Origin of the sequence: Nostocoides vanveenii, from assembly GCF_039531165.1 — a bacterium.
GTDB classification, from domain to species: Bacteria; Actinomycetota; Actinomycetes; order Actinomycetales; family Dermatophilaceae; genus Nostocoides_A; species Nostocoides_A vanveenii.
This window is the reverse complement of the sequence record NZ_BAAAPN010000104.1, coordinates 21,410-41,397: the sequence shown is the minus strand read 5'-3', so window position 1 is coordinate 41,397 and position 19,988 is coordinate 21,410. Positions and strand designations below refer to the sequence as shown.

Sequence of the window (19,988 nt, the reverse complement as noted above, 5' to 3'; positions counted from 1 at the left end):
TGGGGCGATGGTGGCCCACTCCCCTACCGATGAGTTCGAGGGCGCGACCTTCGTCAGGTCGAGCTTCAAAGGAGCGACGCTGCGCTTCTCCGACGTCCGCGGCGTGACCATGCGCAGCGTCGACGTCGCGGGCCTCGACATCGACAGCCACGACCTCGCGATGGGCACACTTCTCGTCAACGGCGTCGACGTGGTGCCGCTCGTCGAGGCCGAGTTGGACCGGCGCTTCCCCGGCCGCGCGCTGCGGAAATCGACGACACCTGAGGGTCTGCGCGAGGGCTGGGTGGGCGTGCAGGCGGCCTGGCGCGAGGCGGTCGCCGACACGCCCGCCGAGTTGGTGGACGCCCATGTCGAGGACGAGTGGTCGCTCGCGCAGACGCTTCGCCATCTCATCCTGGCTACGGACACGTGGCTGCGCGGCGCCATCCAGCGGGTCGAGCAGCCCTTCCACGAGATCGGCCTGCTCTTCACCGGCGCCGAGCAGATGGGTGTCGACACCTCCCCCTTCCGGGCCGAGCCGCCGGCCTACGACGAGATCCTCAGGGTGCGCGCCGAGCGGCAACAGCTGGTGACCGAGTTCCTCGCCACGGTCACGCCGGAGGTGCTCGCCGCGGAGCGACCGGACCCGTGGGGCAACGCGGAGTGGCGCCCGACCGTGGGCGACTGCGTGCGGGTGATCCTCGAGGAGGAGTGGGCCCACCTTCGCTACATCCGCCGGGATCTCGCGCTCCTGCGCTGAATGCGCCGGGATGAAGCGCACCGCCAAAACCGGCCATATCACGGCGATATCGTGGCGTGATGAAGGAGGTGCTCGCAATGCGACAAGCCGCGGGCTGCAGCCAGGCCGCGTTGGCGGCCCGCAGCGAAGTGGCGCAACCGAATATCGCCGCCTATGAGACCGGGCGTCGCCGGCCGTCACCGGAGATGATCGAGCGCCCGCGTGCGGCACTTCGACCGCGCCCGAGCGAGGCGGTTGCGACCAAGCGCGCCCAGGTGCTCGCTGTCCTGGCCGAGCATCGGATGTCGGCGCCGCGCGTCTTCGGGTCAGCCGAGCGGGGAACCGACGGGCCGGGGAGCGATCTCGACCTCCTCGTCGATCTCGCCGACGACGGCGACCTGCTCGACCTGATCGATGGCGCCGACGCCCTGGAGGAACTCCTCGGCATCCCCGTCGACATCGTCACCTCCGGCTCGATCACCGCCGACCACGAGATCGCCCGCACCGCGGTGCCCTTGTGAGCGACCTCGACGCGACCTTCGGGCCTGGCACGAGCGCTCGGCTGCGCGATGTGGCGCGACTGTGTGCTCGCGCCGAGCTACTCGCTGCCCGGGGCCGGGAGTGGTACGACTCCGATCCCGAGTTGGAGGTCCCCAAACTCGCCGCCGGCTCGCTCGTCCTGAAACTCGGGGTGGCCGTCCGTCGCCTCCCCGCGGCCTTCCTCGACGAGCGACGAGGCGACCCGGTCTGGCGACGCGCGATCGGGATGCGCCACCGACTCGCGCACGACGATGACGCCGTCGACGACGACCTCGTCTGGGGCGTCGTCGCCACGCATGCGGCCACGCTTCGAGCGCGCGTCGAGTCCCTGCTCGACAACGTCTGGTCGGTGCGAAATTTGCCGTAGCGTCGAAAGATGCGACCCCTGCGCTACTCCATCAATGTCACCCTCGACGGCTGCGTCGACCACCGCGTCGGCATCCCCAGCGAGGCGTTGCACCAGCACGCGGCCGAGAACATCGCCCGTGCCGACGCCCTGATCTTCGGCCGGGTGACTTATCAGATGATGGAGTCCGCGTGGCGCCCGCCGGTCGAGGAGTCCGGTATGCCGGCGTGGACGGCCCCGTTCGCCGCCACCATCAGTGCCATTCATAAGCACGTGGCGTCCCGGACGCTCACAGCGGTGGACTGGAATGCCGAACTCATCCAGGGCGATCTCGTCGAGGCCGTCCGCGCGCTGAAGGAGCAACCGGGTGAGGGACTCTTCCTCGGCGGCGTCTCGGTCCCCCTGACCCTCGCCGCTGCGGGCCTCATCGATGAGTACGAGTTCGTCGTGCATCCCCGGATCGCCGGGCACGGACCTACTCTGCTCGCCGGGCTGCCGCACCTGCTCGACCTGCAGAAGACCACGAGCCTCGACCTCGGTGACGGCATCATCGCGACGACCTATGTCCCGACGAGTCGCAGCCAGTGACCCGTCGGCCGGTGAGGTCGGCGCAAGCGGCGCAGGCGCGATCGAGAAGGGACTCGCGTGGTTGATGGTGCCTGGCCGCCCGCGGTCAGTCGGGGAGCGCGTGGACAATGGGGCCGACACCTAGCTCGGTGAGCAGGCTCTGCACGCGGGCCTTGATCTCGTCCCGGATCGGGCGCACCGCGGCCGCGCCTTGGCCGGCCGGATCCGGCAGTGCCCAGTCCTCATATCGCTTGCCGGGAAAGATCGGGCAGGTGTCGCCGCAGCCCATCGTGATGACCACGTCGGAGGCCTGGACGGCCTCGGTGGTGAGGACCTTCGGGCTCTCCGCGGAGATGTCGATGCCATCTTCGAGCATCGCGTCGCGGACGGCTGGGTTGATGGTGTCGGCCGGCGCCGACCCAGCAGACCGGACCTCGACCTGACCGCCGGAGAGATGGTGGGTGTAGGCGGCCCCCATCTGGGAGCGGCCGGCGTTGTGGACACAGACAAAGAGCACCGACGGGCGGGGCGTGGGCTGGTCAGACATGAGGATCAAGCCTTTCGGGACGGGGTGTCGCGGATGGTGGTCGGTGAAGGCGTCAGTCGAGGATCTGCCGCAGCAGGGTGGTGACGCGCGCCTGGATGTCGTCGCGGATCTCCCGGACGGCCTCGATCGGTGCGCCGGCCGGGTCAGCGACCTGCCAATCCTCATACCGCTTCCCCGGGAAGATCGGGCAGGAGTCTCCACAACCCATTGTGATGATGACGTCGGCGGCCCGAACCACGCTGTCCGAGAGTGGTTTTGGATAGGCCGTTCCCAGCGCGATGCCGCGCTCCTTGAGGACCTCGACCACCATCGGGTTAATTTCGCCAGTCGGGGCGGACCCGGCCGAGCGCACGTGGACTCGTCGCGCAGAGAGGTGCTCGGCCAGTGCCGCAGCCATCTGTGATCGGCCCGCGTTGTGCACGCAGACAAACAGCAGTTCCGGCACCTTCTTGGCGACTTTGCCCTGGGCCTGCGCGGTGGACATCAACTGCTCGCGCGCCTGCCGGGCGACAAGGATCGGCAAGAACGAACGGATCGTCGAGCGCGGGGCCAGCAGATCCCACGCGCCCGTCACGGCGGCCTCGATGGTTTGGCTGTCGAACACGCCGCCGTAGGAGTAGGACAGGTCGTCGATGAGCTGTCGGGTAAGGGTGTCGCCGTCGATCTCCATTGCGTTCAGGCTCCTCAAGTCGTCGTGGGATGGTCAAACGGGTTGCGGGATAACCGAGTGCAGGCCGGTGACACCCGTGGGTGGTGAGGCCAGGAGCGGGACGACCGCGAGACGGGCTGCGAGCTCGCGAACGCGATCGAGATGGGGAGCCTCGGCCCCCGCGCGCGCGGCTAACAATGGGTCGGTGGTCGAGGTGGCCGCGAGGGACTGGTTGACCACCCACCCCCACGGGGTGATGCCGGCCCGGGCCAAGTCGTCTTGGAGATCGGAGGCCTCCTGCACGGGAGTGGCCTCGGGCAGGGTCACGAGGACGACCTTGGTCAGGGCCGGATCCTGCAGCCGCATCAGCGGGGTAGCTACGCCTTTGGTGGCCCCGAGGTTGCGGACGATATCGCGGTGGTAAGACCCCGTCGCATCCAGCAGCAGCAAGGTGTGGCCGGTTGGGGCAGTGTCGATGACGACGAACTGACGCCGGGCCTGCGAGACGAGATGGGAGAACTCACGGAAGACAGCGACCTCCTCGGTGCACGGGGACAGCAGGTCCTCGCGAAGCCGGGCGCGGCCGGCATCGTCCAGCGCGGCGCCCTTGGTCGCCAACACCTTTTCCCGGTAGGCCGTGGTCGCCGCCTGAGGGTCTATTCGCGAGACCTCCAGGTGCGCGTCGGCCGTGCCCGCGAGGACGTCATCGAGGCGTGCCGCTGGATCAGTGGTCGACAGGTGCACCTGCTTGCCGCACTCGGCCAGAGCCACGGCGATCGCGGCCGCGATCGTCGACTTGCCGACCCCGCCCTTGCCCATGCACAGGATCAGGCCGTGATCCGCCGCGACCAGCTCGTCCACCAGAGTGTCCATGCCCGGTAGCGATCGCGGCATGGGCGGCAGGACGGGAGACGCGCACGCCCGAGGTGCGGTCTCGGTCAGCAGGTCCTTTAGGGCTCCCACGCCGAGGATCGCGGCTGGCCGCATGTGGATAAGGGTGCGCGGCAAGAGATTCAGTGCCGTGGGCAGGTCGGCCAGGCAGGCCGCCTCGCGTTGATGGATGGCGACCGCGAGTGGGTCTCCCGTCGGGCCGGGGTCGGGCAATAGGGCGTTGAGCACCAGGTGTTGCCTGCTGATCCCGACGCGGGAGAGCTCTCCGGCGGTCCGGGCCGCCTCGGTCAACGCGGAGTGCTGAGCGCGTGCCACTAACACCAGCCGGGTCAGGGCCGGATCGGCCAGCCGCGCCAGGGCTGCGGCATACGTGCGACGCGCCTTGTCCAGGCCCGCCATGGGGCCCAGACAGGAGGCGTCACCCTGACCGGCGTCCAGGAAGCTCGTCCACGCGCCCGGCAGCTGCAGCAGCCGGATCGTATGCCCGGTCGGGGCGGTGTCGAAAACGATGTGGTCATACGCCCCGGTGAGTGAGTCGTCGGCGAGGAGGTCGGTGAATTCGTTGAACGAGGCCACCTCCGTGGTGCACGACCCGGAGAGTTGCTCGGTGATCGCGGCGATCTCCGCGTCCGGAAGCAGGCCTCGCACCGGGCCGATGATCTTCTCCCGGTATGCCGCGGCCGCGGCCTGCGGATCGATCTCGATCGCAGCCAACCCCGCGACACCCGTGATCGGAGTGATCTCGTGGCCGACGACCTGCCCGAACACCTGCGCCACATTTGAGGCCGGGTCGGTCGAGACCAGAAGCACGCTTTTGCCGACACGCGCCAACGCCACTGCGCTCGCGCACGCCAACGAGGTCTTGCCCACCCCGCCCTTGCCGGTGAAGAAGAGGAAGCGCCGGGAATCCGCAAGGAACGCCGGGGATGACGCCATCACTCAGCAGCACCCCGGCCCAGCGGCGGTGTATGCGTGGTCGCTGACGCAACACTCGGTGACGCCGGGGGTGACCGGGGACAGGCCCAGGTCTCGATGAGCTCCTGCGGCCTGGTCTTCGGCGGCGATACCGGCATACCGGGACAGCTCGGATCGGGCCGGGTAGCGTCCCGTCGCAACGCTGATCCCGTTGACGAGCACCACCGGCAGCCCCGCCGAGCCAGCCACGCGCAAGAAGGCCGACACGTTGACATCGGCGGCGAACGCACCCGGGTCATTGGCCAGGTTGTGGCGATCGATGTCCACCCCGAGCCCGCGCAGGTAGTCCAGGTCGGCGGTGAACGCGACCAGGCGCTCGTCCAACTCCGGTCCGCACACCCCGGTGTTGCAACACAATGCCGGCTCGAACACCCGAATCACCGGCCCCGGCAGCACCGAACTCGACATACCAGCTCCTCCATGTATAGAGACTTCTCTATGAATGAAGTCAAACGGTCGTATGGACGTTTGTCAATACGAGCGGCTAGAGTCGCCCCATGACGGCGACGCACTCCCATACGGCCTACCTGGATTCCGATGTCTGTTGCCCGGGAGCCGACTGCGAGTTACTCCCGGCCACCGACGCCGCCGTCCTCGCTGACGTGTTCAAGGCATTGGCGGATCCCACCCGCATCCGGCTCCTGCGCTATCTGGCTCAGTCCGAGGCCGGCACCGCCTGCGCCTGCCATTTGCCTGACGCCTTGGGCATCACCCAGCCGACACTGTCCTTCCATATGCGCAAGTTGCTCGACGCCGGTCTGGTCACCCGCGAACAACGGGGCCGCTGGGTGCACTGGACCGTGCGCCTCGAATCCCTCACTGGCGTGCGGTCCTTCCTCGACCTGCCCGAGCCCGCGGCCAGCGCGTGCTGCTGAGCGACCGATCCGACCTGGCCTCAGGACCACCCGCACAATGAGTTCCCCCGTGCACCCCGCCGCACGGCGGGCCACCGCCGAAGGAATCGGTACGGCCACACTCGTGGCCGCCGTCGTCGGTTCCGGGATCATGGCCACGAGGCTGACTGCGGACGTCGGCCTCCAGTTGCTCATCAATGCGGTCGCCACCGTCGGCGCGCTGGCCGTGCTCATCTGGTCGCTCGGTCCGATCTCCGGCGCCCATTTCAATCCCGCGGTCACACTCGTGGCCACGGCCCGCGCGGAGATGCGCCGGTCCGAGGCGGGGCTCTATATCGCGGCGCAGATCCTCGGGGCGCTGCTTGGTGCCGTGGTGGCCCACGTGATGTTCGAGCTCCCCGCGGTCACCCTCGCCACGAAGCAGCGCACCGGGCTGGGTCAATGGCTCGGCGAGATCGTCGCGACAGCCGGCTTGCTCGCCCTGATCGGCGCCCTGACCCGGACCGGCCTCGGTCGCCTCGGGCCAGCGCTGGTCCCGGCGTGGATCGGCGCCGCCTACTTCTTCACCTCGAGCACATCCTTCGCCAACCCGGCCGTCACCATCGGCCGCGCCATCACCGACAGCTTCTCCGGCATCGCCCCGGGTGATGTCCCCGGGTTCATCGTGGCGCAACTTCTTGGCGCGGCCCTCGGTGCCGCCCTCACCGAGGTGTTCTATCCCCGGGCCGGCACGCCCGAGCCGCTCGACCTGCCGGCGCCCGTGCACGACCACCAACCGTGATCCGCCGCAGACGTCGTGAGGTCCGCGAGAGGCTCACGATCCTCATGGACCAGTGACGGACCGACCGGCGCCAAGCCTCAGGCCGGGTCGACGGTCTTGACCATCACGCAGTTCCTCAGGCCTTTGGGGCGGTCATAGGTGAAGCCGAGACGTTCATACAGCCGGCGGGTGCCGTTGTAGAGGAAGGAGGAGGACGTCTTCTTCGTCTGCTCGGTCAGGTCGTGCGGGTAGCTCTCGACCACGCCGCCGCCGGCCTGGGCGATCATCCCCAGCGCGCCGCTGATCGCCAGCTCTGTCACCCCCTGCCGGCGGTAACGCTTGTCGACGAAAACGCACGTGATCCGGTAGTCCGGGTCGGCGCTCTTGGTCGCGTCGTACTGCTTGCGATGATGGATCGTCGGCAACTCGGCCGGCGTGCCGAATTCGGCCCAGGCGATGGCCTCCTCGCCGTCCATGACCAGCGCGGCGTGCGCCTGGCCCGACTCGACATACGCCTTCTTCAACTCCCGGTTCGCCTCGGCGCCCTGGCCGCGCTCGGGCCCATCCGGGTGGAACCAAATGCACCAGCACCCACCGAAGATGCCGTTGTGCCGCTGGACCAAGGCGTCGAACGCAGGCCAGGTCTGCGGGCTGAGCGGCGCGATTGTGTATGCCGTTTCGGTGGCCATGAGGGAGCCTATTTCATTCCCCGCCACGGATAGCGTCATCTGAATGACGATCAAACTCGAGAACGCCTGGATCGTCGAATACCTCCATCCCCGGCGCCAAGCCCTGAACGCCGGGCGCCCGCGAGGCTCTGAACCGCCGGAACGAGAGGTGGTCAGCTCTGAACTCTGCTCGCGAAGGTCGTCAGTCCCGGGCCACTCAGTTCGGGCAGCAAATCTGCTCGCCCTGCCACCGCCGTCAGCAGGGCCTCACGGGTGCCCCGGACCTCGGGCCCGGAGCCGGCCGACCAATCGAGATCGGTCGCCGTCAGCCGAAGGCCACGGCCATTGACCCGCACGGGTAAGGGTGGGGCGAAGAGCGCGAAATCGAGCGCCACCCGGACCTCGTGCCACGACTGCACCACACGGCTGAGCGACTCCTTGCCAGTGTCGGCGGTGTCCGCGCCCAAACCCTCGTCGGGACGGCGATCTTCGCCGCGCTGGCCGCGGCCTGGCCGGCCCTGCGCTTCAGCGGGCACGACGAGTTCGGTCAGGTCGCCGCGTGGGTCGCCGACGACGGCTGGCTCGCCTTGGCGGCGATGGCCGTGCTCAAACCCCCCGCGATGATCGTGTGCCTGTCGGCCGGCTGGCGCGGCGGCGAGTTCTTCCCGCTCATGCTGACCGGCGCGTGCCTCGGCGCCCTGACCACCGTGGTGCTCCCGATCTCCCCGGCCGCAGCGATGGTGGCCGGTATGGCCGCAGCCACCGCGATGGGATTGCGCAAGCCCGTCGCTGCGGTGCTGATCGTGGCCTTCCTCGCCGGCGGGACGGCCCTCGGACCGATGGTGGTCGGCGGCCTGCTTCCCGCGATCGCTCTGCGGCGTTCGTCGAGGACGCGTCAGGCGTCGTCGTCGGTCGAGGAGGCGAAGCCGCCGAGGTCATAGACGCGGAAGAGCACCGCGTGCCCGGTGCCCGCAGCCGCGCCGCCCTGGGCGAGGATCTGCGGGATGAAGTCCGCCGGCTTGGGATGGCCCGGCAGGTCGGCGAGGTAGGCCTGGTGATGCTCGAGTGAGGCGACCGAGGCCGCGACCGCCTGCTCGTCGACGGCCACCGCGTGGGTCGCGACCGGGTGCCCCGCCACCAACAACGCGGACGTATGCCACTTGGGCAGCCCCTCGTCGTCGGCCAACTCGCGGAAGACCCAGGTGTTGTCGGCGTCGCGGACGGCGTCCACTGTCGCGAGGCCGGCGGCGCGATGATCGGCCTGGTTGAGACCGCCGTACGCCTCGACATCGAAGTTCGCCGTCACGACCGCGTCCGGGCGCACCTGCCGGATCACCCGCGCGATGTCGCGGCGCAACTCCAGAGTCGGCATGAGCATGCCGTCAGCGTGGTCGAGGATGCGCAGGTTATGGACACCGACGCTGGCGCACGCCTGGTGCTGCTCGCCTGCGCGCAGCGGGCCGACCTCCTCGGGGGGGCGCTGCATACCGGCCTCGCCCTTGGTGAGCAGCAGGTAGGTGACGTCGACACCGCGCGCGGTCCAGGTCGCAACGGCCGCGGACGTGCCATATTCCATGTCGTCCGGATGGGCGACCACGCACAGCACACGCGCCCACGACGCATCGGGCAAGGCGGGAAAGACACGCGAGTCGGTCATCCCGGCACCTTAGCGTTCCCCGACGATGCTGGCCCGACTCGTCGCCGATGATGGTCGAGAGACTGACCTGATTGTGCTCCACAGCCCATTCTCAACTCGCCGCCTCCGTCGTCGCGGGCGGCCCCGTGGGACGAGCATGGCGTCCTGGCCCGATCGCCACTCCACTAGGGTGCGAAAATGGTCAGCGCCGCCTTTGTCGCCCCCTTCCTCGCCGACACGACAAACAACTTCCTGCTCGCGGCAGCCCGCACACCCGGCGTGCGCCTCGGCCTGATCACGACCGCGTCGCTCGACCAGGTCCCGGGGGAGATCCGGCAGACGCTGGCCGGCCACTACCAAGTCCGCGACGGCCTCGACGCGCAGCAGATCGCCGACGCCGTGCGGGGACTGACGCCACAGATCGGGCCGGTCGAGCGGCTGATCGCGATCCTCGAGCAGCTTCAAGTGCCGCTCGGTCAGGTGCGTGACGCTCTGGGCATACCGGGCCTCAGCGAGTCCGTGGCGCTCAATGTCCGCGACAAGTCGCGGATGAAGGACGTCCTGCGATCCACCGGATTGCCTTGCGCCAGACACCAACTCGTCCACCGTGTCGAGGAGGCGCTGGCCTTCCGCGACGTGGTCGGCTTCCCGATCGTCGCCAAGCCGCCGGATGGAGCGGGAGCCCAGGCGACCTTCCGGCTCGATACCCTCGCGGACTTCGACAACTGGCTGACGATGGCCGTGGCCGACCCCTCGCAGGTATGGCTGCTAGAGGAGTTCCTCACCGGCCGTGAGCACAGCTTCGACGCCGCGACGCTGCACGGCCAGACGCTTTGGGCATCGATCAGCGACTATCTCCCGCCGCCACTCGAGGTCGTCCGCAATCCGTGGATGCAGTGGACTGTCGTTCTCCCGCAGGATATTTCAACACCGCAGTATGCCGAGATTCACCGCGTCGGACCACAAGCGATTGCGGCACTCGGGGTGCAGGACGCCTTCAGCCACATGGAATGGTTCGCTCGCCCGGATGGCTCGGTCGCGGTCTCGGAGATCGGCGCGCGCCCGCCGGGCGCGCAGATCGGGTCGATGATCGGCTACGCCCATGACGTGGACTTCTTCGACTTGTGGTCCAATCTCGTTCTGCGGGAGGAGTTTCACCGGCCCGACCGGGTGTATGCCTGCGGGACGGCCTATCTGCGCGGAATGGGCCGCGGCCGGGTCCGCGCCGTCCACGGCATCGATCAGCTGCAACGTGAGCTCGGCGAGCTTGTCGTGCGAGCCCAACTCCCACAGCCCGGGCAGCCGGCGGCAACGTCCTATGAGGGCGAGGGCTTTGTCACCGTGCGCCACCGAGACACGGGAGTCGTGCAGGCCGCGTTGGAGCGTATCGTCCAGGTCGCGCGCGTTGTACTCGTCGAATCCGACTGACACCGAAGGGTTTTGCCGTGAACATCGTGATGATCTCGCCGGGTTTCCCTCTCGAGCAGGCCTATTTCACCCGCGCCCTGGCGCAGACCGGGGCGCAGGTCATCGGCGTCGGTGACCAGCCCGTTCATGCCCTCCCGCGGGAGGCGCAAGCCCACCTCGCGCACTACGAGCACGTCGCACTCGCCGACGAGTCGGCCGTCCTGGCCGCCCTCGACGGCCTCTCCGCCTATGTGCACATCGACCGGGTCGAATGCCTCTGGGAGCCGTATGTCGTTCTGGCGGCACGCATTCGCGAGCACCTCGGACTACCCGGGATGAGCGTGGAGCAGGCGACCTGGTTCCGCGACAAGGAGGCGATGAAGCGCGTCCTGGACGCGGCCGGGATCCGGACGCCACGGCATACGTCGGCGAGCAATGCGGCCGAGATCTGGGCGGCTGCGGAGCGAATCGGCTACCCGCTGATCGTCAAGCCCATCGCGGGCGCGGGGTCAGCGGACACCTACCGCGTCGACTCCGCCGAGCAACTTGCCCAAGTGCAGCCGATGATCGGGCATGTGCCGCTCGTCAGCGTCGAAGAGTTCATCGACGGCGAGGAGTTCACCTATGACACCGTGTGCGGTCGCGGCGAGATCCTCTTCGAGAATGTGTGCTGGTATCTCCCGCGCCCGCTCCAACAGCGCAGCCACGAGTGGATCAGCCCGGTGACGATGGTGCTCTCGGACCTGGCCGATCCACGGCTCGCCGACGGTATCGCGATGGGGCGCGCCGTGATCGAGTCGCTCGGATTCACCGACGGCTTCACGCACATGGAGTGGTATCGCAAGGCCGACGGCGAGGTCGTCTTCGGCGAGATCGGCGCGCGACCGCCCGGAGCACGCACTGTCGACCTGATGAACTATGCGACCGATGGTGACCTCTTCGCGACCTGGGCGCAGGCCATCACGACCGGATCAGCGCCGCCGCTGACAAACAAGTTCAACTGCGCCAGTATGTTCAAGCGCGCCGAAGGCCGCGGGCGGATCACCCACATCGAGGGCCTGGAGCGGCTGCTGCGCGAGGAGGGCGAGCACGTCTGCGTTGTCGACCTGCTGCCGATCGGGGCGCAACGCCGCGACTGGCGAGCCACGCTGCTCTCCGACGGCATGATCATCTACCGCCACATGGATCTCGGCCAGACGCTGCGGATCAGCGACCGCTTCGCCAACGAACTTCGCCTCTATGCCGAGTGATGACAGTCAGGCTCGCAGCACCTTTGCCATCGGCCGGCCCTTGGCGATCTCGTCGACGAGCTTGTCGAGGTAGCGGATCTGTCGCATCAGCGGGTCCTCGATCTCCTGGATCTTCACGCCACAGATCGAGCCGGTGATAAGCGCGGCCTTGGGGTTGAGTTCGGCGCCGGCGAAGAAGTCTGCGAAGGTCGTGCGATCGGCCAGGTGTTTGTGCAGCGTCACCTCGTCATAACCGGTCAGCCACTCGATCACGTCGTTGAGCTCGCCGGTGGTCCGTCCCTTCCTCTCCACCTTGGTGACGTAGTGCGGGTAAACGTCGGCGACAGCGGTCGTGAAGATGCGGCTCATCGGCCGAGCGTAGCCAGCGGCGTGGCCTGACCAACTCCGGACCTGGCGGGTCTCGGGCAGGACATCGCGCGGCGCACCGGTCTCGCTGGGTTAGCCGCGTTGGAGCCCAGCCCGTTCTCTGCCGGGGCAGGAAAGGAATGTTCGGCAGCAATCGGCAATTGGTGGGGAGATTGGGCCACGCTGAGGCCGTGACTATCTACCCGCTCATCCACCCCACACAAGGGGACGTCGTCGAACTCATCCTCGCCGATCACCGACTCTTCGAGGATCTCCTGCGCGAATGCCGGCGCAATGACCGCGACCGCGAGGCCGCTCGCGCCGCACTTTCCGAGTTGCTTGTCGCCCACGCCGAGGCCGAGGAGACGGAGGTCTACCCCACCCTGCGCCAGCGGCGGGCCATCTCCAGCCACAAGGAGGAGCATGGCGAGGAGGAGCACGCGGAGATCCTCGAAGCACTCCTCGCCTTCCTCGATGCCAAGGGAACGACGACGAAGAAGTACGACGACGCCGTCAAGGAACTCGCCAAGGTCGTCGGGCATCACAGCAACGAAGAAGAACTCGACATCCTCAACCCGGCGCGCGATGACGTCTCGGTCGCCACCCGTCACGACCTCGGCGCGGCCTGGGCCGCCAAGCGCAATGCGTTGCTGCGGGCCGGTTGTGCGTCCCGGGCCCAGGTCGCCGCGTTGCTGGCCGAGGCGGTGCGCGAGAAGGTGTTACCGCCCGCTGACGTGCGCGAGGAGATGGACGCGATCGAGGTGCAGGCCAAGGAGCAGGCTGATGCGTTGGGCGAGGCCGCGAAGGCTGACGAGTAGCGCCGCGTTTGGCAGCCGCGGGTGAACACTTCGTGTCCAGCGGCGCAACACGTTGCCGATTCGTGCGGAGTGCGGTCGACGGGATGCGAGGGTCGGTATGCCGCCTGCCCATCCCGAGGAGTCCCATGTCATCCGCCCCTGCCCGAACGCCTCGTCACCGTGCTCGTGCCACCCGGCGCGCACTGCTACTCACTACCGCCACCAGCGGCCTGCTCGGGATCGTCGTTGCCGGCGCCAGCCCCGCACACGCAGGCACGAAGCCGGACTTTTGTGATCACGATCAGCGCACTGCGCCGATGGTCTACCTGTGCGCCAAGCCGGGTGACATCGTCGATGTCCGGATCGGCGACGTCCACCCGACGCAGCCGTCATTGGGTTACGACGAGGTCAACTACAAGCTCGGCCGCTACACCCTGAGCAAGGACACGATCAACAAGAAGTTTGCGGACTGGTGCGAGGCCTCCGGGCTGCTGGATGCCGTTGCGGCGCAGCCCGATGCGCGCCTGGATGACCCAAGCAGCTTCACCTGCGCACTGCAGCCAGGGCAAGAGACGGCGGCGGCGCGGGCGCTGATGAAGACCGTCGTCATCGGGGCCGGCGGATCGCTCTGGCTCACCGATGGACACCACACCCTGACCTCCTTCGCCGAGATGCCCGACGGCGGTATGGACGCGCACGTCCGCCTACTCGTCGCCGGCAATCTCTCGCGGCTGACGCGCCAGGACTTCTGGACGGCCATGAAGGCGAACAAGTGGGTCTGGCTCGAGGACCCGGCCGGCCAGCCGGTCGGGGTCAACAAGCTGCCGAACACCGTGGGCCTGGCCAACTTTGCGAACGACCCGGGCCGCAGCCTGCTCTATTTCGCCCGCGACATCGGCTACTCGGCAGGGACCGTCCCCTTCCAGGAGTTCTATTGGGGCGCCTGGTTGCGCACCACTACCCCCGTCGATCTGTCGGGATGGAACCCCGACGATGCGGCGAGCTACCTCGATGCGGTGACCAGAACGGCATACGCGCAAGTCGCCCTGGCCAAGGACGGCCAGGTGTATGGCGGGTTCTCCGCCGCCGACCTCGGCGCGCTTCCCGCGGTGAACACCAAGGAGTTGGCGAAGCTGGCCAAGCCGCTGTCGGACGCCAAGCCCGGCAAGATCGCCTATATGGAGGCTTACAAGGCGCCGCTCGCCCACTGACGCGACTCAGCACAGGTTAGGTGTCCTCAAACAAGGTAGACCCTGCTGGAGGTGACCTAGACCCTGCTAGCAGGGTTTAGGAACGGGGTCAGTCGTCCATTGCTTCGATGCCGAGCTCGGCCAACTCACCCATCCGCGAGCGCAGGTGGCGCACGAACTCGGCGTCCGGCGGGGCCCAGTCCTCGACCTCGGCGAGCACCCGCAGGGGCTCGGTGGTGCGATAAGACCGGGTGGGGTTGCCGGGGAAGCGCTTGTCGGTGACATTCGGGTCGTCCTCGATCGGTCCGAGCGGTTCGACCCGATAGACGCGGGGTGGGCCCTCGCCGCGGGCGAGTTCGGCTGCGAGTGGCGCGCCCGCGCTGCTGGCGGTGAGGTAGATGTGCTTGGCCACTCGACTGGATCCGTAGTTCGAGCGCCAGCCGGGGGTGAGCAGGTCGCCGGGTCGCACATCGGCCCGGGTGCCGTGGAAGAAGGGGCCAACGTCATCGACAACCCGGGGCACTGATGGCGGGTCGCGCAGCAGGCTGTCCAGCCGCGTGGTCAGAGCGGCGACCCGGGTGCGTCCGTGCGGAGCACGCGGGTAGCGTCCGAGAACGTCGAGCACTGGCGTGGTGGGGCGCCTCGCCGCAGCCGTGAGCACGTATTCGGCGACAACGGGATCGTCCCCGCGCGCCAGTTCCGCCGCCCGGGCCGCGTGCGCGGCTGCTCCGAGAATGTGGCCGACCTGAGTCGCCCTCGCCAACGGATGGAGGTATGCCGCAGCGCTGGCTGCCGATGCCGCCAGCGCCGCGTGCGCGGCGGCCGACGTGCTCGCCTCGCGCGCGGCCGCCCGTGCAGCGATGGCCGCGGTGCGCTGCAGCCGTGAGCGGGGCGCTCCCTCGGCGAAGATCCGGCCCGCCGCGAGGGCCGCTTCGGGCCGGGGGTCGTCGGGGTTGCCCCGCGCGAAGATCACCAGCGCCGGCTCGGCGCACGCGACGGCATACGCGCTCACGGCGCGCAACTCGGCCATGGTCAACTCGAAGTCGACGGCGGGTGTGGTCACCACATCGAGTCTGGCACGCCAGCAACGGCGACGGCCCGGGATCTACCAGCCGGTAGGTGAGGCAAATCGGGCGCTATAGCGCCCGATTCGACGCACCTACTGTCTGGTAACCAGTACCGGTCACGGCGACTCGGTCAAGAAGGTCAGTTGGGAGCCGTCCTCCTCGATCAGATCCCCCAGCTTGCCGTTGAAGACTGCGCCATAGGGGGCGCCGATGTGGGCGGCGAAGGCGTCGTCATCGGCATACCGCTCGAAGACGAAGAACTTGGCCGGGTTGTCGCGCTCACGGTAGACCGTGAACACCTCATTACCCGGCTCCTGGTGGACATCGTCGGCCAGCCCAGCGATGAGATCGGCCACGATCTCTTCCTGTCCAGGCTTGGCTGTGAACTCGGCATAGAGGATGACGGCTGCCATGTCCCACGACTACCACACCGGCGCCGTCCGCGCAGCCCCTCCGCTCAGGGCGCCTCGCCGGTCAGGGCGTCCACGCTACCGAGGTCGTATGCCGTTGACCCGCCCCCGACCACGTCACCACGCTCACCCTGGGCGGGCAACCCGTGACCCGCCCCCGACCACGTCACCACGCTCACCCTGGGCGGGCAACCCGGGCGGGACACCAATGGCCGAGCGCGCGTGGTGACGTGCGAACCGTGGAACGCGCCGTCATACTGGCTGGGGGTTCGCCGGAGGGAGTGCACCTCGCGAACACTCGGGGAAGGAATGTCGAAGGTGAAGAGGCGCACAAAGGTGCTGACCGCCCTCGCGGTCACCGTGCCTGTGGCGATCGGGTCGGCAGCCACGGCATACGGCTTTCACTACCGTGATCGCGCCCTGCCGGGCAGCAGCGTGGTCGGCATCGACGTGGCCGGCATGTCCCGCGACGAGGTCGCCGCGGCGCTGCGCGCGAAGGCCGACGCGGTCACCGTCGCCCTCAAGCTCCCCGACACCACCCGCCAGGTCGCCCTGACCGACCTCGGCACGACGATCGACATCGACGCGACCGTCGCCCGCGTCTTCGCCGCCAATCAGGACTGGCCGGCGTATGCCGAGGCGCTGGTCAAGGCGCGCCCGGTCGAGGTCGTGACCACCCAGGACGCGAGCGCGTATGACGCCTTCGTCGCGTCCCTCGGCAAGACCTACGCCCGCACGCCGACCAACGCCGTGGTCAGCCTGGGCAAGGACGGGCACACATTCGCCGCCACCCGTGGCGCCTCGGGCCAGGTCCTCGAGGTCGACGGGCTCGACGGGATCGCCGCGACTGCCGCCCGCACGCTGACCTCCGCGTCCGCGTCGACGACCGTGGTCGAGCAGGAGCCCGACGTCACGACGGCGGACGGGAAGGACCTGGCCGCCAAGGCCAACGCCATCGCCCACGCCGAGGTCGAGGTCGAGGACGGCAGCCAGGTCTTCCGGGCAACATCGCGCGAGAAGGCGTCCTGGGTCACGCTGCCGGCGGCGGGAACGACCGGCGAGGTGAGCGTCGATGGCAAGCGCATCACCGCCTGGATCACCGCGCAGGCCAAGTCGGCCGACGCCGCGCCCAGCAACGGCCTGCGCTATGTCAATTCCGCCGGCAAGCTCGTGCGCGTCATCACCCCGGCCAAGGACGGCCGGGCCGTGACCAACGCCGCGGCCGTGGCCAAGGCCCTGACCGCGTCGCTGAGCAGCGGCGAGGGCGCCTCGGAGACGTTCTCCACCAAGGCAATTCCGGCGACGTGGACGCAGAAGACCATCGCCGCCGGCGCGGAGAATCTCGCCTATCCGGCTATCCCGGGCGAGAAGTGGATCGACGTCAACCTCGCACGGCACACGATGACCGCCTATGTCGGGGCTACGGTCGCGCTAGGCCCGATCAAGATGGTCAACGGGGCCCCGGCCACCCCCACCGACATCGGCGTCTTCCACATCTACTGGAAGAACCCGATGATGACGATGCGCGGCCAGAACGCCGACGGCACCGACTACGAGACCCCCGACGTGCCTTGGTCCTCCTTCTTCAATGGCGGGGAGGCGCTGCACGGTGCCTACTGGCGCAAGACCTGGGGGTATGCCGCCTCCCACGGCTGCGTCAACCTGCCGATTCCGACGGCGAAGTGGGTCTTCGACTGGGCGCCCGTGGGCACGCCCGTCGTGACCCACAACTGAGCTCTGGCCGGACCCGCGCAGCGCGTCGGCGAGGGCGGTGCCGGCCATCAGTCGGTCCCGGCCCGCGCAGGGGGGCTGGTCAGCCGCAGTCGTCGCAGACGCCGGTCGCGGGCAATTGCATGAAGCAGCGCGGGCAGGTCGCCGGCGGCGCCTCTGGCGCGAGCGTGCGCCGGGGCGCGGCCGAGGACGCGGCGCGCGTTCCGGAGGGCGTGGGCCGGGGTGCCGCGGCGCGACCGGATGAGGGGGATGTGCGGGCATACCAGCCGCCGGCCGGCTCGGGCGCGCCCGCCCAGCGGTAGCACTCGATGCGGTGCTCGGCGGCCAGCTTCTCCCGCTCCCGAGCGCCTGCAGGCTCGGGCAGGCCGAGCGCGGCGGCCACGCCGTCATACGCCAGTCCGACCCGCCCGCTGTCGGCCTCGACGAGGAGCGCCACGAGCGGCGGCCGGCCGAGGGCGAGGCACTCCTGCGCGGCGCGCACGAGGAACGGCCCGAGCCACTTGGCCAACGCCGGGTTGGCGCTCACCCCGGTGCGGCCCTGGATCGCCGCTGCGAAATCCGCCTGCGTGATCAGCCCGTATGCCGTGCCCGCCACCGCGCTCAGCACCTCGCCGGCCGCCGGCAGCCAGACGGCCTCGGCCGCCGTGCGCCCGATCGTCACGCCCTCGCCATTGCGCGCGAAACCGCCAATCCCTGCCACGTCATCCCGCCTCTCTGGTGCCGCCCCTCGGTGCCCACAGTCCGCCGAAGGTACAAGTTTCCGACGTCGTGAGGACAAAATGCTGCCATCGAGCGGGCCCGGCGGCAGCTTGCGGCAGCCGCACGCCGGCCCCTACCGAACGGGCGTCCGCCCCCGACCATCCTGTCAGCCAGCCGACGACGGCCGACCGTCGGGACGTCAGTCGGGGGTCGTGGCGCGCGGTTTGGTGCCCGGCAGATAGCCGATGTCGATGACGGCCTTGACGAAGGGACGCGCCAGGCGCAGCGTCTCGTCGGCCTCGGGGACGGCGGCCCACAGCGTCGCGGCCGCGGCGTCGGTCTGTGCCTCGAGGCGGTCGTAGAGGCCGCTCCCCGCCGCCGTCATCGCCCCCTCGGCATCGAGGATCCCCTTCTCCCGCAAGGATTCCGACGCTGCGTCCCAGTCGTCCTCGGTCCATCCGCGTGTGCGCAACAAGCCCTTCTTGCCCATCGTGCGCCGGCGAACCGCCGGGTTGGGGTGAGGGGCTTCGTGAAGCACAAGGGTCTCCACGGGCGTCAAGCCTGCGAGCGTCAGCGCGGCGAGGTGTCCGTCGCCGCGGTGCTCACGCACGACCGAGATGGCGTGCCAGAGCTGCAGGTGCGGCTCGTCCGGCCACGGGTGGGCCGCCCAGGCGGCGGCGAGGGGGCGGCCGGCATACGGAGCCTCGACGATGCCGACGCGCACGGCGCCGACGATCGTTCGCAGCTCCGGGGCGTCGATCCGCTCGCCCAGGGCATCGCGCAGCGCGTGGTCGAGAGCCTCGGTGCGGGCGGCTTCGGCGGCGGACAGGCCGACGCTGAGGGCCCCGCTCCAGCCATGGTGGACATAGGCCGGCGTGAAGTTGGCGAAGGTCGCGGTCACCACCGCCGACGGGCACCGGCCCAGCGGTGCCCCGCGCGCCCCGACATAGAGCCCGAGCTCGTCCAACCCGGCGCGCCGGGCAGCGGCGCCGGCATACGGGTTGAAGTAGGCGAGCACGTGATAGGGCTCCAAGGTCTCGTAGGCCGCGCGGGCCAGTTCGCTGCTCATCACACCGAGGGTAGGCGACGCCGTCGCGCCCGCATCTGGTACACCGCCGAGACCGGCCGCCTGCTCCCTAAAGACACGGCAGCTGCGTGGGCGGTCCGACGCCTGCGTGGCGCCCCGGCACGGGTTCTTACCCACACGCGCACCCTGTATCTGACCAGCACCTATGCCGACGAGACCTGGCCCACCGAGTTGCGCGAGCAGGTGGGCTTCACCGCGGATGAACTGGCCGCGCGGATCGGAGAAGGCTGAGGCTGCGTGCCGCATCATTGCCGTATGCCGATCGAGATCGCCCCGGCGAACCAGGCCAGCTGCGAGGAACTGACCACCATCTTCAACGCGCGCGGCAACGCCGCCGACTGCCAGTGCCAGCGCTACCGGCTCGCACCGGGCGAGGCCTTCGGCAACACCCCGGTCGAGGCCCGGATCGCCGCCTTGCGCGACCAGAGCGCATGCGGCGACCCGGAGTCTCCGGGCACCAGCGGCCTGATCGCCCGGCTCGCCGGTGCGCCGGTGGGGTGGTGCGCAGTGGCGCCGCGAACGGCATACGTCGGGCTGGTGCGCAACTCCAACCAGACGGCCTGGCGTGGACGCGCCGAAGACCGCACCGACAACGACGTCTGGGCGGTGACCTGCATCCTGACCCGAGTCGGCGCACGTGGTCAGGGCGTCGCCCGCGCGCTGGCCGCGGCCGCGGTGGACTTCGCCCGCGAGCGCGGGGCCCGGCGGCTGGAGGCCTACCCGATCACGGTGCCCGATGCGACGTGGGGCGAGGAACATCCCGGGCCGCTGAGCGTCTACCTCGCGGCCGGGTTCGAAGTCGTCCACCGCCCGTCGAAGCGCCGGGCCGTCGTCAGCATCACCCTGTGAACCCG

27 protein-coding genes are annotated in these 19,988 nt (G+C 69.2%); 14 read left to right on the top strand and 13 right to left on the bottom strand.

Annotated features, from left to right (window positions below; all coding sequences use genetic code 11):
• The first annotated feature begins 7 nt into the window (after positions 1 to 7).
• The 4 genes from ABD209_RS18020 to ABD209_RS18005 are packed head-to-tail and all read left to right on the top strand — an operon-like array spanning position 8 to position 2,192.
• A complete protein-coding gene (locus ABD209_RS18020) occupies positions 8 to 739 on the top strand; it encodes a DinB family protein (protein ID WP_344068963.1) in 732 nt (243 codons plus the stop codon).
• 59 nt (positions 740 to 798) lie between these two features.
• Entirely contained in the window at positions 799 to 1,239 is a 441-nt protein-coding gene (locus ABD209_RS18015; protein WP_344068961.1) for an XRE family transcriptional regulator, read from the top strand.
• The gene (locus ABD209_RS18010) at positions 1,236 to 1,625 is read left to right on the top strand and encodes a HepT-like ribonuclease domain-containing protein (protein WP_344068959.1); all 390 of its coding nucleotides are present in this window, start codon (positions 1,236 to 1,238) and stop codon (positions 1,623 to 1,625) included. Before ABD209_RS18015 ends, ABD209_RS18010 begins: the two co-directional genes overlap by 4 nt.
• Before the next feature lie 9 nt (positions 1,626 to 1,634).
• On the top strand, positions 1,635 to 2,192 hold the full coding sequence (locus tag ABD209_RS18005; RefSeq protein WP_344068957.1) for a dihydrofolate reductase family protein: 558 nt from the start codon (positions 1,635 to 1,637) through the stop codon (positions 2,190 to 2,192).
• Positions 2,193 to 2,277: 85 nt separating this feature from the next.
• On the opposite strand, the gene ABD209_RS18000 is transcribed toward ABD209_RS18005, so the two are convergent.
• From ABD209_RS18000 to arsD, 4 genes are read right to left on the bottom strand one after another with little or no spacing between them, the layout of a single operon-like run.
• Positions 2,278 to 2,718: an arsenate reductase ArsC gene (locus ABD209_RS18000; RefSeq protein WP_344068955.1), complete on the bottom strand. Its 441-nt coding sequence runs from the start codon at positions 2,716 to 2,718 to the stop codon at positions 2,278 to 2,280.
• Between the two features lie 52 nt (positions 2,719 to 2,770).
• A complete protein-coding gene (locus tag ABD209_RS17995) occupies positions 2,771 to 3,388 on the bottom strand; it encodes an arsenate reductase ArsC (protein WP_344068953.1) in 618 nt (205 codons plus the stop codon).
• Between the two features lie 33 nt (positions 3,389 to 3,421).
• Positions 3,422 to 5,194 (bottom strand): arsenical pump-driving ATPase, encoded by a 1,773-nt coding sequence (gene arsA / locus ABD209_RS17990; RefSeq protein ID WP_344068951.1) that lies wholly within the window; start codon positions 5,192 to 5,194, stop codon positions 3,422 to 3,424.
• Between the two features lie 3 nt (positions 5,195 to 5,197).
• Positions 5,198 to 5,641 carry an arsenite efflux transporter metallochaperone ArsD gene (gene arsD / locus ABD209_RS17985; RefSeq protein ID WP_344068948.1) on the bottom strand — a complete coding sequence of 148 codons (444 nt, stop codon included), beginning with the start codon at positions 5,639 to 5,641 and terminating at the stop codon, positions 5,198 to 5,200.
• An 89-nt stretch (positions 5,642 to 5,730) separates the two neighbouring features.
• Between arsD and ABD209_RS17980 the strand changes: the two genes are divergently transcribed.
• Both ABD209_RS17980 and ABD209_RS17975 read left to right on the top strand, forming a co-directional pair.
• On the top strand, positions 5,731 to 6,108 hold the full coding sequence (locus ABD209_RS17980; RefSeq protein ID WP_344068945.1) for an ArsR/SmtB family transcription factor: 378 nt from the start codon (positions 5,731 to 5,733) through the stop codon (positions 6,106 to 6,108).
• A gap of 49 nt (positions 6,109 to 6,157) precedes the next feature.
• Positions 6,158 to 6,868, top strand: a complete 711-nt coding sequence (locus tag ABD209_RS17975) for an aquaporin (protein WP_344068942.1) — start codon at positions 6,158 to 6,160, stop codon at positions 6,866 to 6,868.
• Between the two features lie 77 nt (positions 6,869 to 6,945).
• Here ABD209_RS17975 and ABD209_RS17970 read toward each other — a convergent pair whose 3' ends face one another.
• The gene (locus tag ABD209_RS17970; protein ID WP_344068939.1) at positions 6,946 to 7,536 is read right to left on the bottom strand and encodes a GNAT family N-acetyltransferase; all 591 of its coding nucleotides are present in this window, start codon (positions 7,534 to 7,536) and stop codon (positions 6,946 to 6,948) included.
• Positions 7,537 to 7,688: 152 nt separating this feature from the next.
• On the bottom strand, positions 7,689 to 7,937 hold the full coding sequence (locus ABD209_RS17965; protein WP_344068936.1) for a hypothetical protein: 249 nt from the start codon (positions 7,935 to 7,937) through the stop codon (positions 7,689 to 7,691).
• On the opposite strand from ABD209_RS17965, the gene ABD209_RS17960 reads away from it, so the two are divergent.
• Positions 7,920 to 8,456, top strand: a complete 537-nt coding sequence (locus ABD209_RS17960; RefSeq protein ID WP_344068933.1) for a chloride channel protein — start codon at positions 7,920 to 7,922, stop codon at positions 8,454 to 8,456. The genes ABD209_RS17965 and ABD209_RS17960 overlap by 18 nt on opposite strands.
• Here the strand turns inward: ABD209_RS17960 and ABD209_RS17955 are convergent.
• Positions 8,411 to 9,172, bottom strand: coding sequence for a PIG-L deacetylase family protein (locus ABD209_RS17955; RefSeq protein WP_344068930.1), 762 nt, complete (start codon positions 9,170 to 9,172; stop codon positions 8,411 to 8,413). The two genes, ABD209_RS17960 and ABD209_RS17955, sit on opposite strands and share 46 nt — an antisense overlap.
• Positions 9,173 to 9,349: 177 nt before the next feature.
• Between ABD209_RS17955 and ABD209_RS17950 the strand changes: the two genes are divergently transcribed.
• Together ABD209_RS17950 and ABD209_RS17945 are read left to right on the top strand one after the other, a co-directional pair.
• Positions 9,350 to 10,579 (top strand): ATP-grasp domain-containing protein, encoded by a 1,230-nt coding sequence (locus ABD209_RS17950; protein ID WP_344068927.1) that lies wholly within the window; start codon positions 9,350 to 9,352, stop codon positions 10,577 to 10,579.
• 17 nt (positions 10,580 to 10,596) lie between these two features.
• Positions 10,597 to 11,808, top strand: a complete 1,212-nt coding sequence (locus tag ABD209_RS17945; protein ID WP_344068924.1) for an ATP-grasp domain-containing protein — start codon at positions 10,597 to 10,599, stop codon at positions 11,806 to 11,808.
• A 6-nt stretch (positions 11,809 to 11,814) separates the two neighbouring features.
• Here ABD209_RS17945 and ABD209_RS17940 read toward each other — a convergent pair whose 3' ends face one another.
• On the bottom strand, positions 11,815 to 12,156 hold the full coding sequence (locus ABD209_RS17940) for a DUF2200 domain-containing protein (RefSeq protein ID WP_324387403.1): 342 nt from the start codon (positions 12,154 to 12,156) through the stop codon (positions 11,815 to 11,817).
• Between the two features lie 188 nt (positions 12,157 to 12,344).
• Here ABD209_RS17940 and ABD209_RS17935 point away from each other — a divergent pair, with 188 nt between their 5' ends.
• Complete coding sequence (locus ABD209_RS17935; RefSeq protein WP_344068921.1) at positions 12,345 to 12,971, top strand: hemerythrin domain-containing protein; 627 nt, start codon at positions 12,345 to 12,347, stop codon at positions 12,969 to 12,971.
• Between the two features lie 125 nt (positions 12,972 to 13,096).
• Entirely contained in the window at positions 13,097 to 14,161 is a 1,065-nt protein-coding gene (locus ABD209_RS17930) for a ParB/Srx family N-terminal domain-containing protein (protein ID WP_344068919.1), read from the top strand.
• Between the two features lie 88 nt (positions 14,162 to 14,249).
• Here ABD209_RS17930 and arr read toward each other — a convergent pair whose 3' ends face one another.
• From arr to ABD209_RS17910, 3 genes are all read right to left on the bottom strand, one after another.
• Positions 14,250 to 15,203, bottom strand: coding sequence for an NAD(+)--rifampin ADP-ribosyltransferase (gene arr / locus ABD209_RS19930; protein WP_425564722.1), 954 nt, complete (start codon positions 15,201 to 15,203; stop codon positions 14,250 to 14,252).
• A gap of 120 nt (positions 15,204 to 15,323) precedes the next feature.
• Positions 15,324 to 15,620, bottom strand: coding sequence for a putative quinol monooxygenase (locus tag ABD209_RS17915; protein ID WP_344068917.1), 297 nt, complete (start codon positions 15,618 to 15,620; stop codon positions 15,324 to 15,326).
• Positions 15,621 to 15,664: 44 nt separating this feature from the next.
• Positions 15,665 to 15,787, bottom strand: a complete 123-nt coding sequence (locus tag ABD209_RS17910; RefSeq protein WP_344068914.1) for a hypothetical protein — start codon at positions 15,785 to 15,787, stop codon at positions 15,665 to 15,667.
• Positions 15,788 to 15,935: 148 nt separating this feature from the next.
• On the opposite strand from ABD209_RS17910, the gene ABD209_RS17905 reads away from it, so the two are divergent.
• Positions 15,936 to 17,351, top strand: coding sequence for a L,D-transpeptidase family protein (locus ABD209_RS17905; RefSeq protein ID WP_344068911.1), 1,416 nt, complete (start codon positions 15,936 to 15,938; stop codon positions 17,349 to 17,351).
• Positions 17,352 to 17,430: 79 nt separating this feature from the next.
• On the opposite strand, the gene ABD209_RS17900 is transcribed toward ABD209_RS17905, so the two are convergent.
• Together ABD209_RS17900 and ABD209_RS17895 are read right to left on the bottom strand one after the other, a co-directional pair.
• Complete coding sequence (locus tag ABD209_RS17900) at positions 17,431 to 18,048, bottom strand: hypothetical protein (RefSeq protein WP_344068909.1); 618 nt, start codon at positions 18,046 to 18,048, stop codon at positions 17,431 to 17,433.
• A 198-nt stretch (positions 18,049 to 18,246) separates the two neighbouring features.
• The gene (locus tag ABD209_RS17895; protein WP_344068906.1) at positions 18,247 to 19,116 is read right to left on the bottom strand and encodes an SCO6745 family protein; all 870 of its coding nucleotides are present in this window, start codon (positions 19,114 to 19,116) and stop codon (positions 18,247 to 18,249) included.
• On the opposite strand from ABD209_RS17895, the gene ABD209_RS19925 reads away from it, so the two are divergent.
• Together ABD209_RS19925 and ABD209_RS17890 are read left to right on the top strand one after the other, a co-directional pair.
• The gene (locus tag ABD209_RS19925; RefSeq protein ID WP_425564721.1) at positions 19,066 to 19,365 is read left to right on the top strand and encodes an aminoglycoside adenylyltransferase domain-containing protein; all 300 of its coding nucleotides are present in this window, start codon (positions 19,066 to 19,068) and stop codon (positions 19,363 to 19,365) included. The genes ABD209_RS17895 and ABD209_RS19925 overlap by 51 nt on opposite strands.
• Before the next feature lie 24 nt (positions 19,366 to 19,389).
• Positions 19,390 to 19,983, top strand: coding sequence for a GNAT family N-acetyltransferase (locus ABD209_RS17890; protein ID WP_344068903.1), 594 nt, complete (start codon positions 19,390 to 19,392; stop codon positions 19,981 to 19,983).
• The last annotated feature ends 5 nt before the right edge of the window (positions 19,984 to 19,988 follow it).

Excerpts from the sequence above, each read along its gene's own strand:
- ABD209_RS17970 (WP_344068939.1), bottom strand. The coding sequence starts at position 7,536 with ATGGCCACCGAAACGGCATACACAATCGCGCCGCTCAGCCCGCAGACC.
- ABD209_RS18000 (WP_344068955.1), bottom strand. The coding sequence starts at position 2,718 with ATGTCTGACCAGCCCACGCCCCGCCCGTCGGTGCTCTTTGTCTGTGTC.
- ABD209_RS17950 (WP_344068927.1), top strand. The coding sequence starts at position 9,350 with ATGGTCAGCGCCGCCTTTGTCGCCCCCTTCCTCGCCGACACGACAAAC.
- ABD209_RS18005 (WP_344068957.1), top strand. The coding sequence starts at position 1,635 with ATGCGACCCCTGCGCTACTCCATCAATGTCACCCTCGACGGCTGCGTC.
- arsD (WP_344068948.1), bottom strand. The coding sequence starts at position 5,641 with ATGTCGAGTTCGGTGCTGCCGGGGCCGGTGATTCGGGTGTTCGAGCCG.
- ABD209_RS18020 (WP_344068963.1), top strand. The coding sequence starts at position 8 with ATGGTGGCCCACTCCCCTACCGATGAGTTCGAGGGCGCGACCTTCGTC.
- ABD209_RS17915 (WP_344068917.1), bottom strand. The coding sequence starts at position 15,620 with ATGGCAGCCGTCATCCTCTATGCCGAGTTCACAGCCAAGCCTGGACAG.
- ABD209_RS17955 (WP_344068930.1), bottom strand. The coding sequence starts at position 9,172 with ATGACCGACTCGCGTGTCTTTCCCGCCTTGCCCGATGCGTCGTGGGCG.
- ABD209_RS17890 (WP_344068903.1), top strand. The coding sequence starts at position 19,390 with ATGCCGATCGAGATCGCCCCGGCGAACCAGGCCAGCTGCGAGGAACTG.
- ABD209_RS17895 (WP_344068906.1), bottom strand. The coding sequence starts at position 19,116 with ATGAGCAGCGAACTGGCCCGCGCGGCCTACGAGACCTTGGAGCCCTAT.
- ABD209_RS17995 (WP_344068953.1), bottom strand. The coding sequence starts at position 3,388 with ATGGAGATCGACGGCGACACCCTTACCCGACAGCTCATCGACGACCTG.
- ABD209_RS18015 (WP_344068961.1), top strand. The coding sequence starts at position 799 with ATGAAGGAGGTGCTCGCAATGCGACAAGCCGCGGGCTGCAGCCAGGCC.
- ABD209_RS17980 (WP_344068945.1), top strand. The coding sequence starts at position 5,731 with ATGACGGCGACGCACTCCCATACGGCCTACCTGGATTCCGATGTCTGT.
- ABD209_RS17940 (WP_324387403.1), bottom strand. The coding sequence starts at position 12,156 with ATGAGCCGCATCTTCACGACCGCTGTCGCCGACGTTTACCCGCACTAC.
- arsA (WP_344068951.1), bottom strand. The coding sequence starts at position 5,194 with ATGGCGTCATCCCCGGCGTTCCTTGCGGATTCCCGGCGCTTCCTCTTC.
- ABD209_RS17930 (WP_344068919.1), top strand. The coding sequence starts at position 13,097 with ATGTCATCCGCCCCTGCCCGAACGCCTCGTCACCGTGCTCGTGCCACC.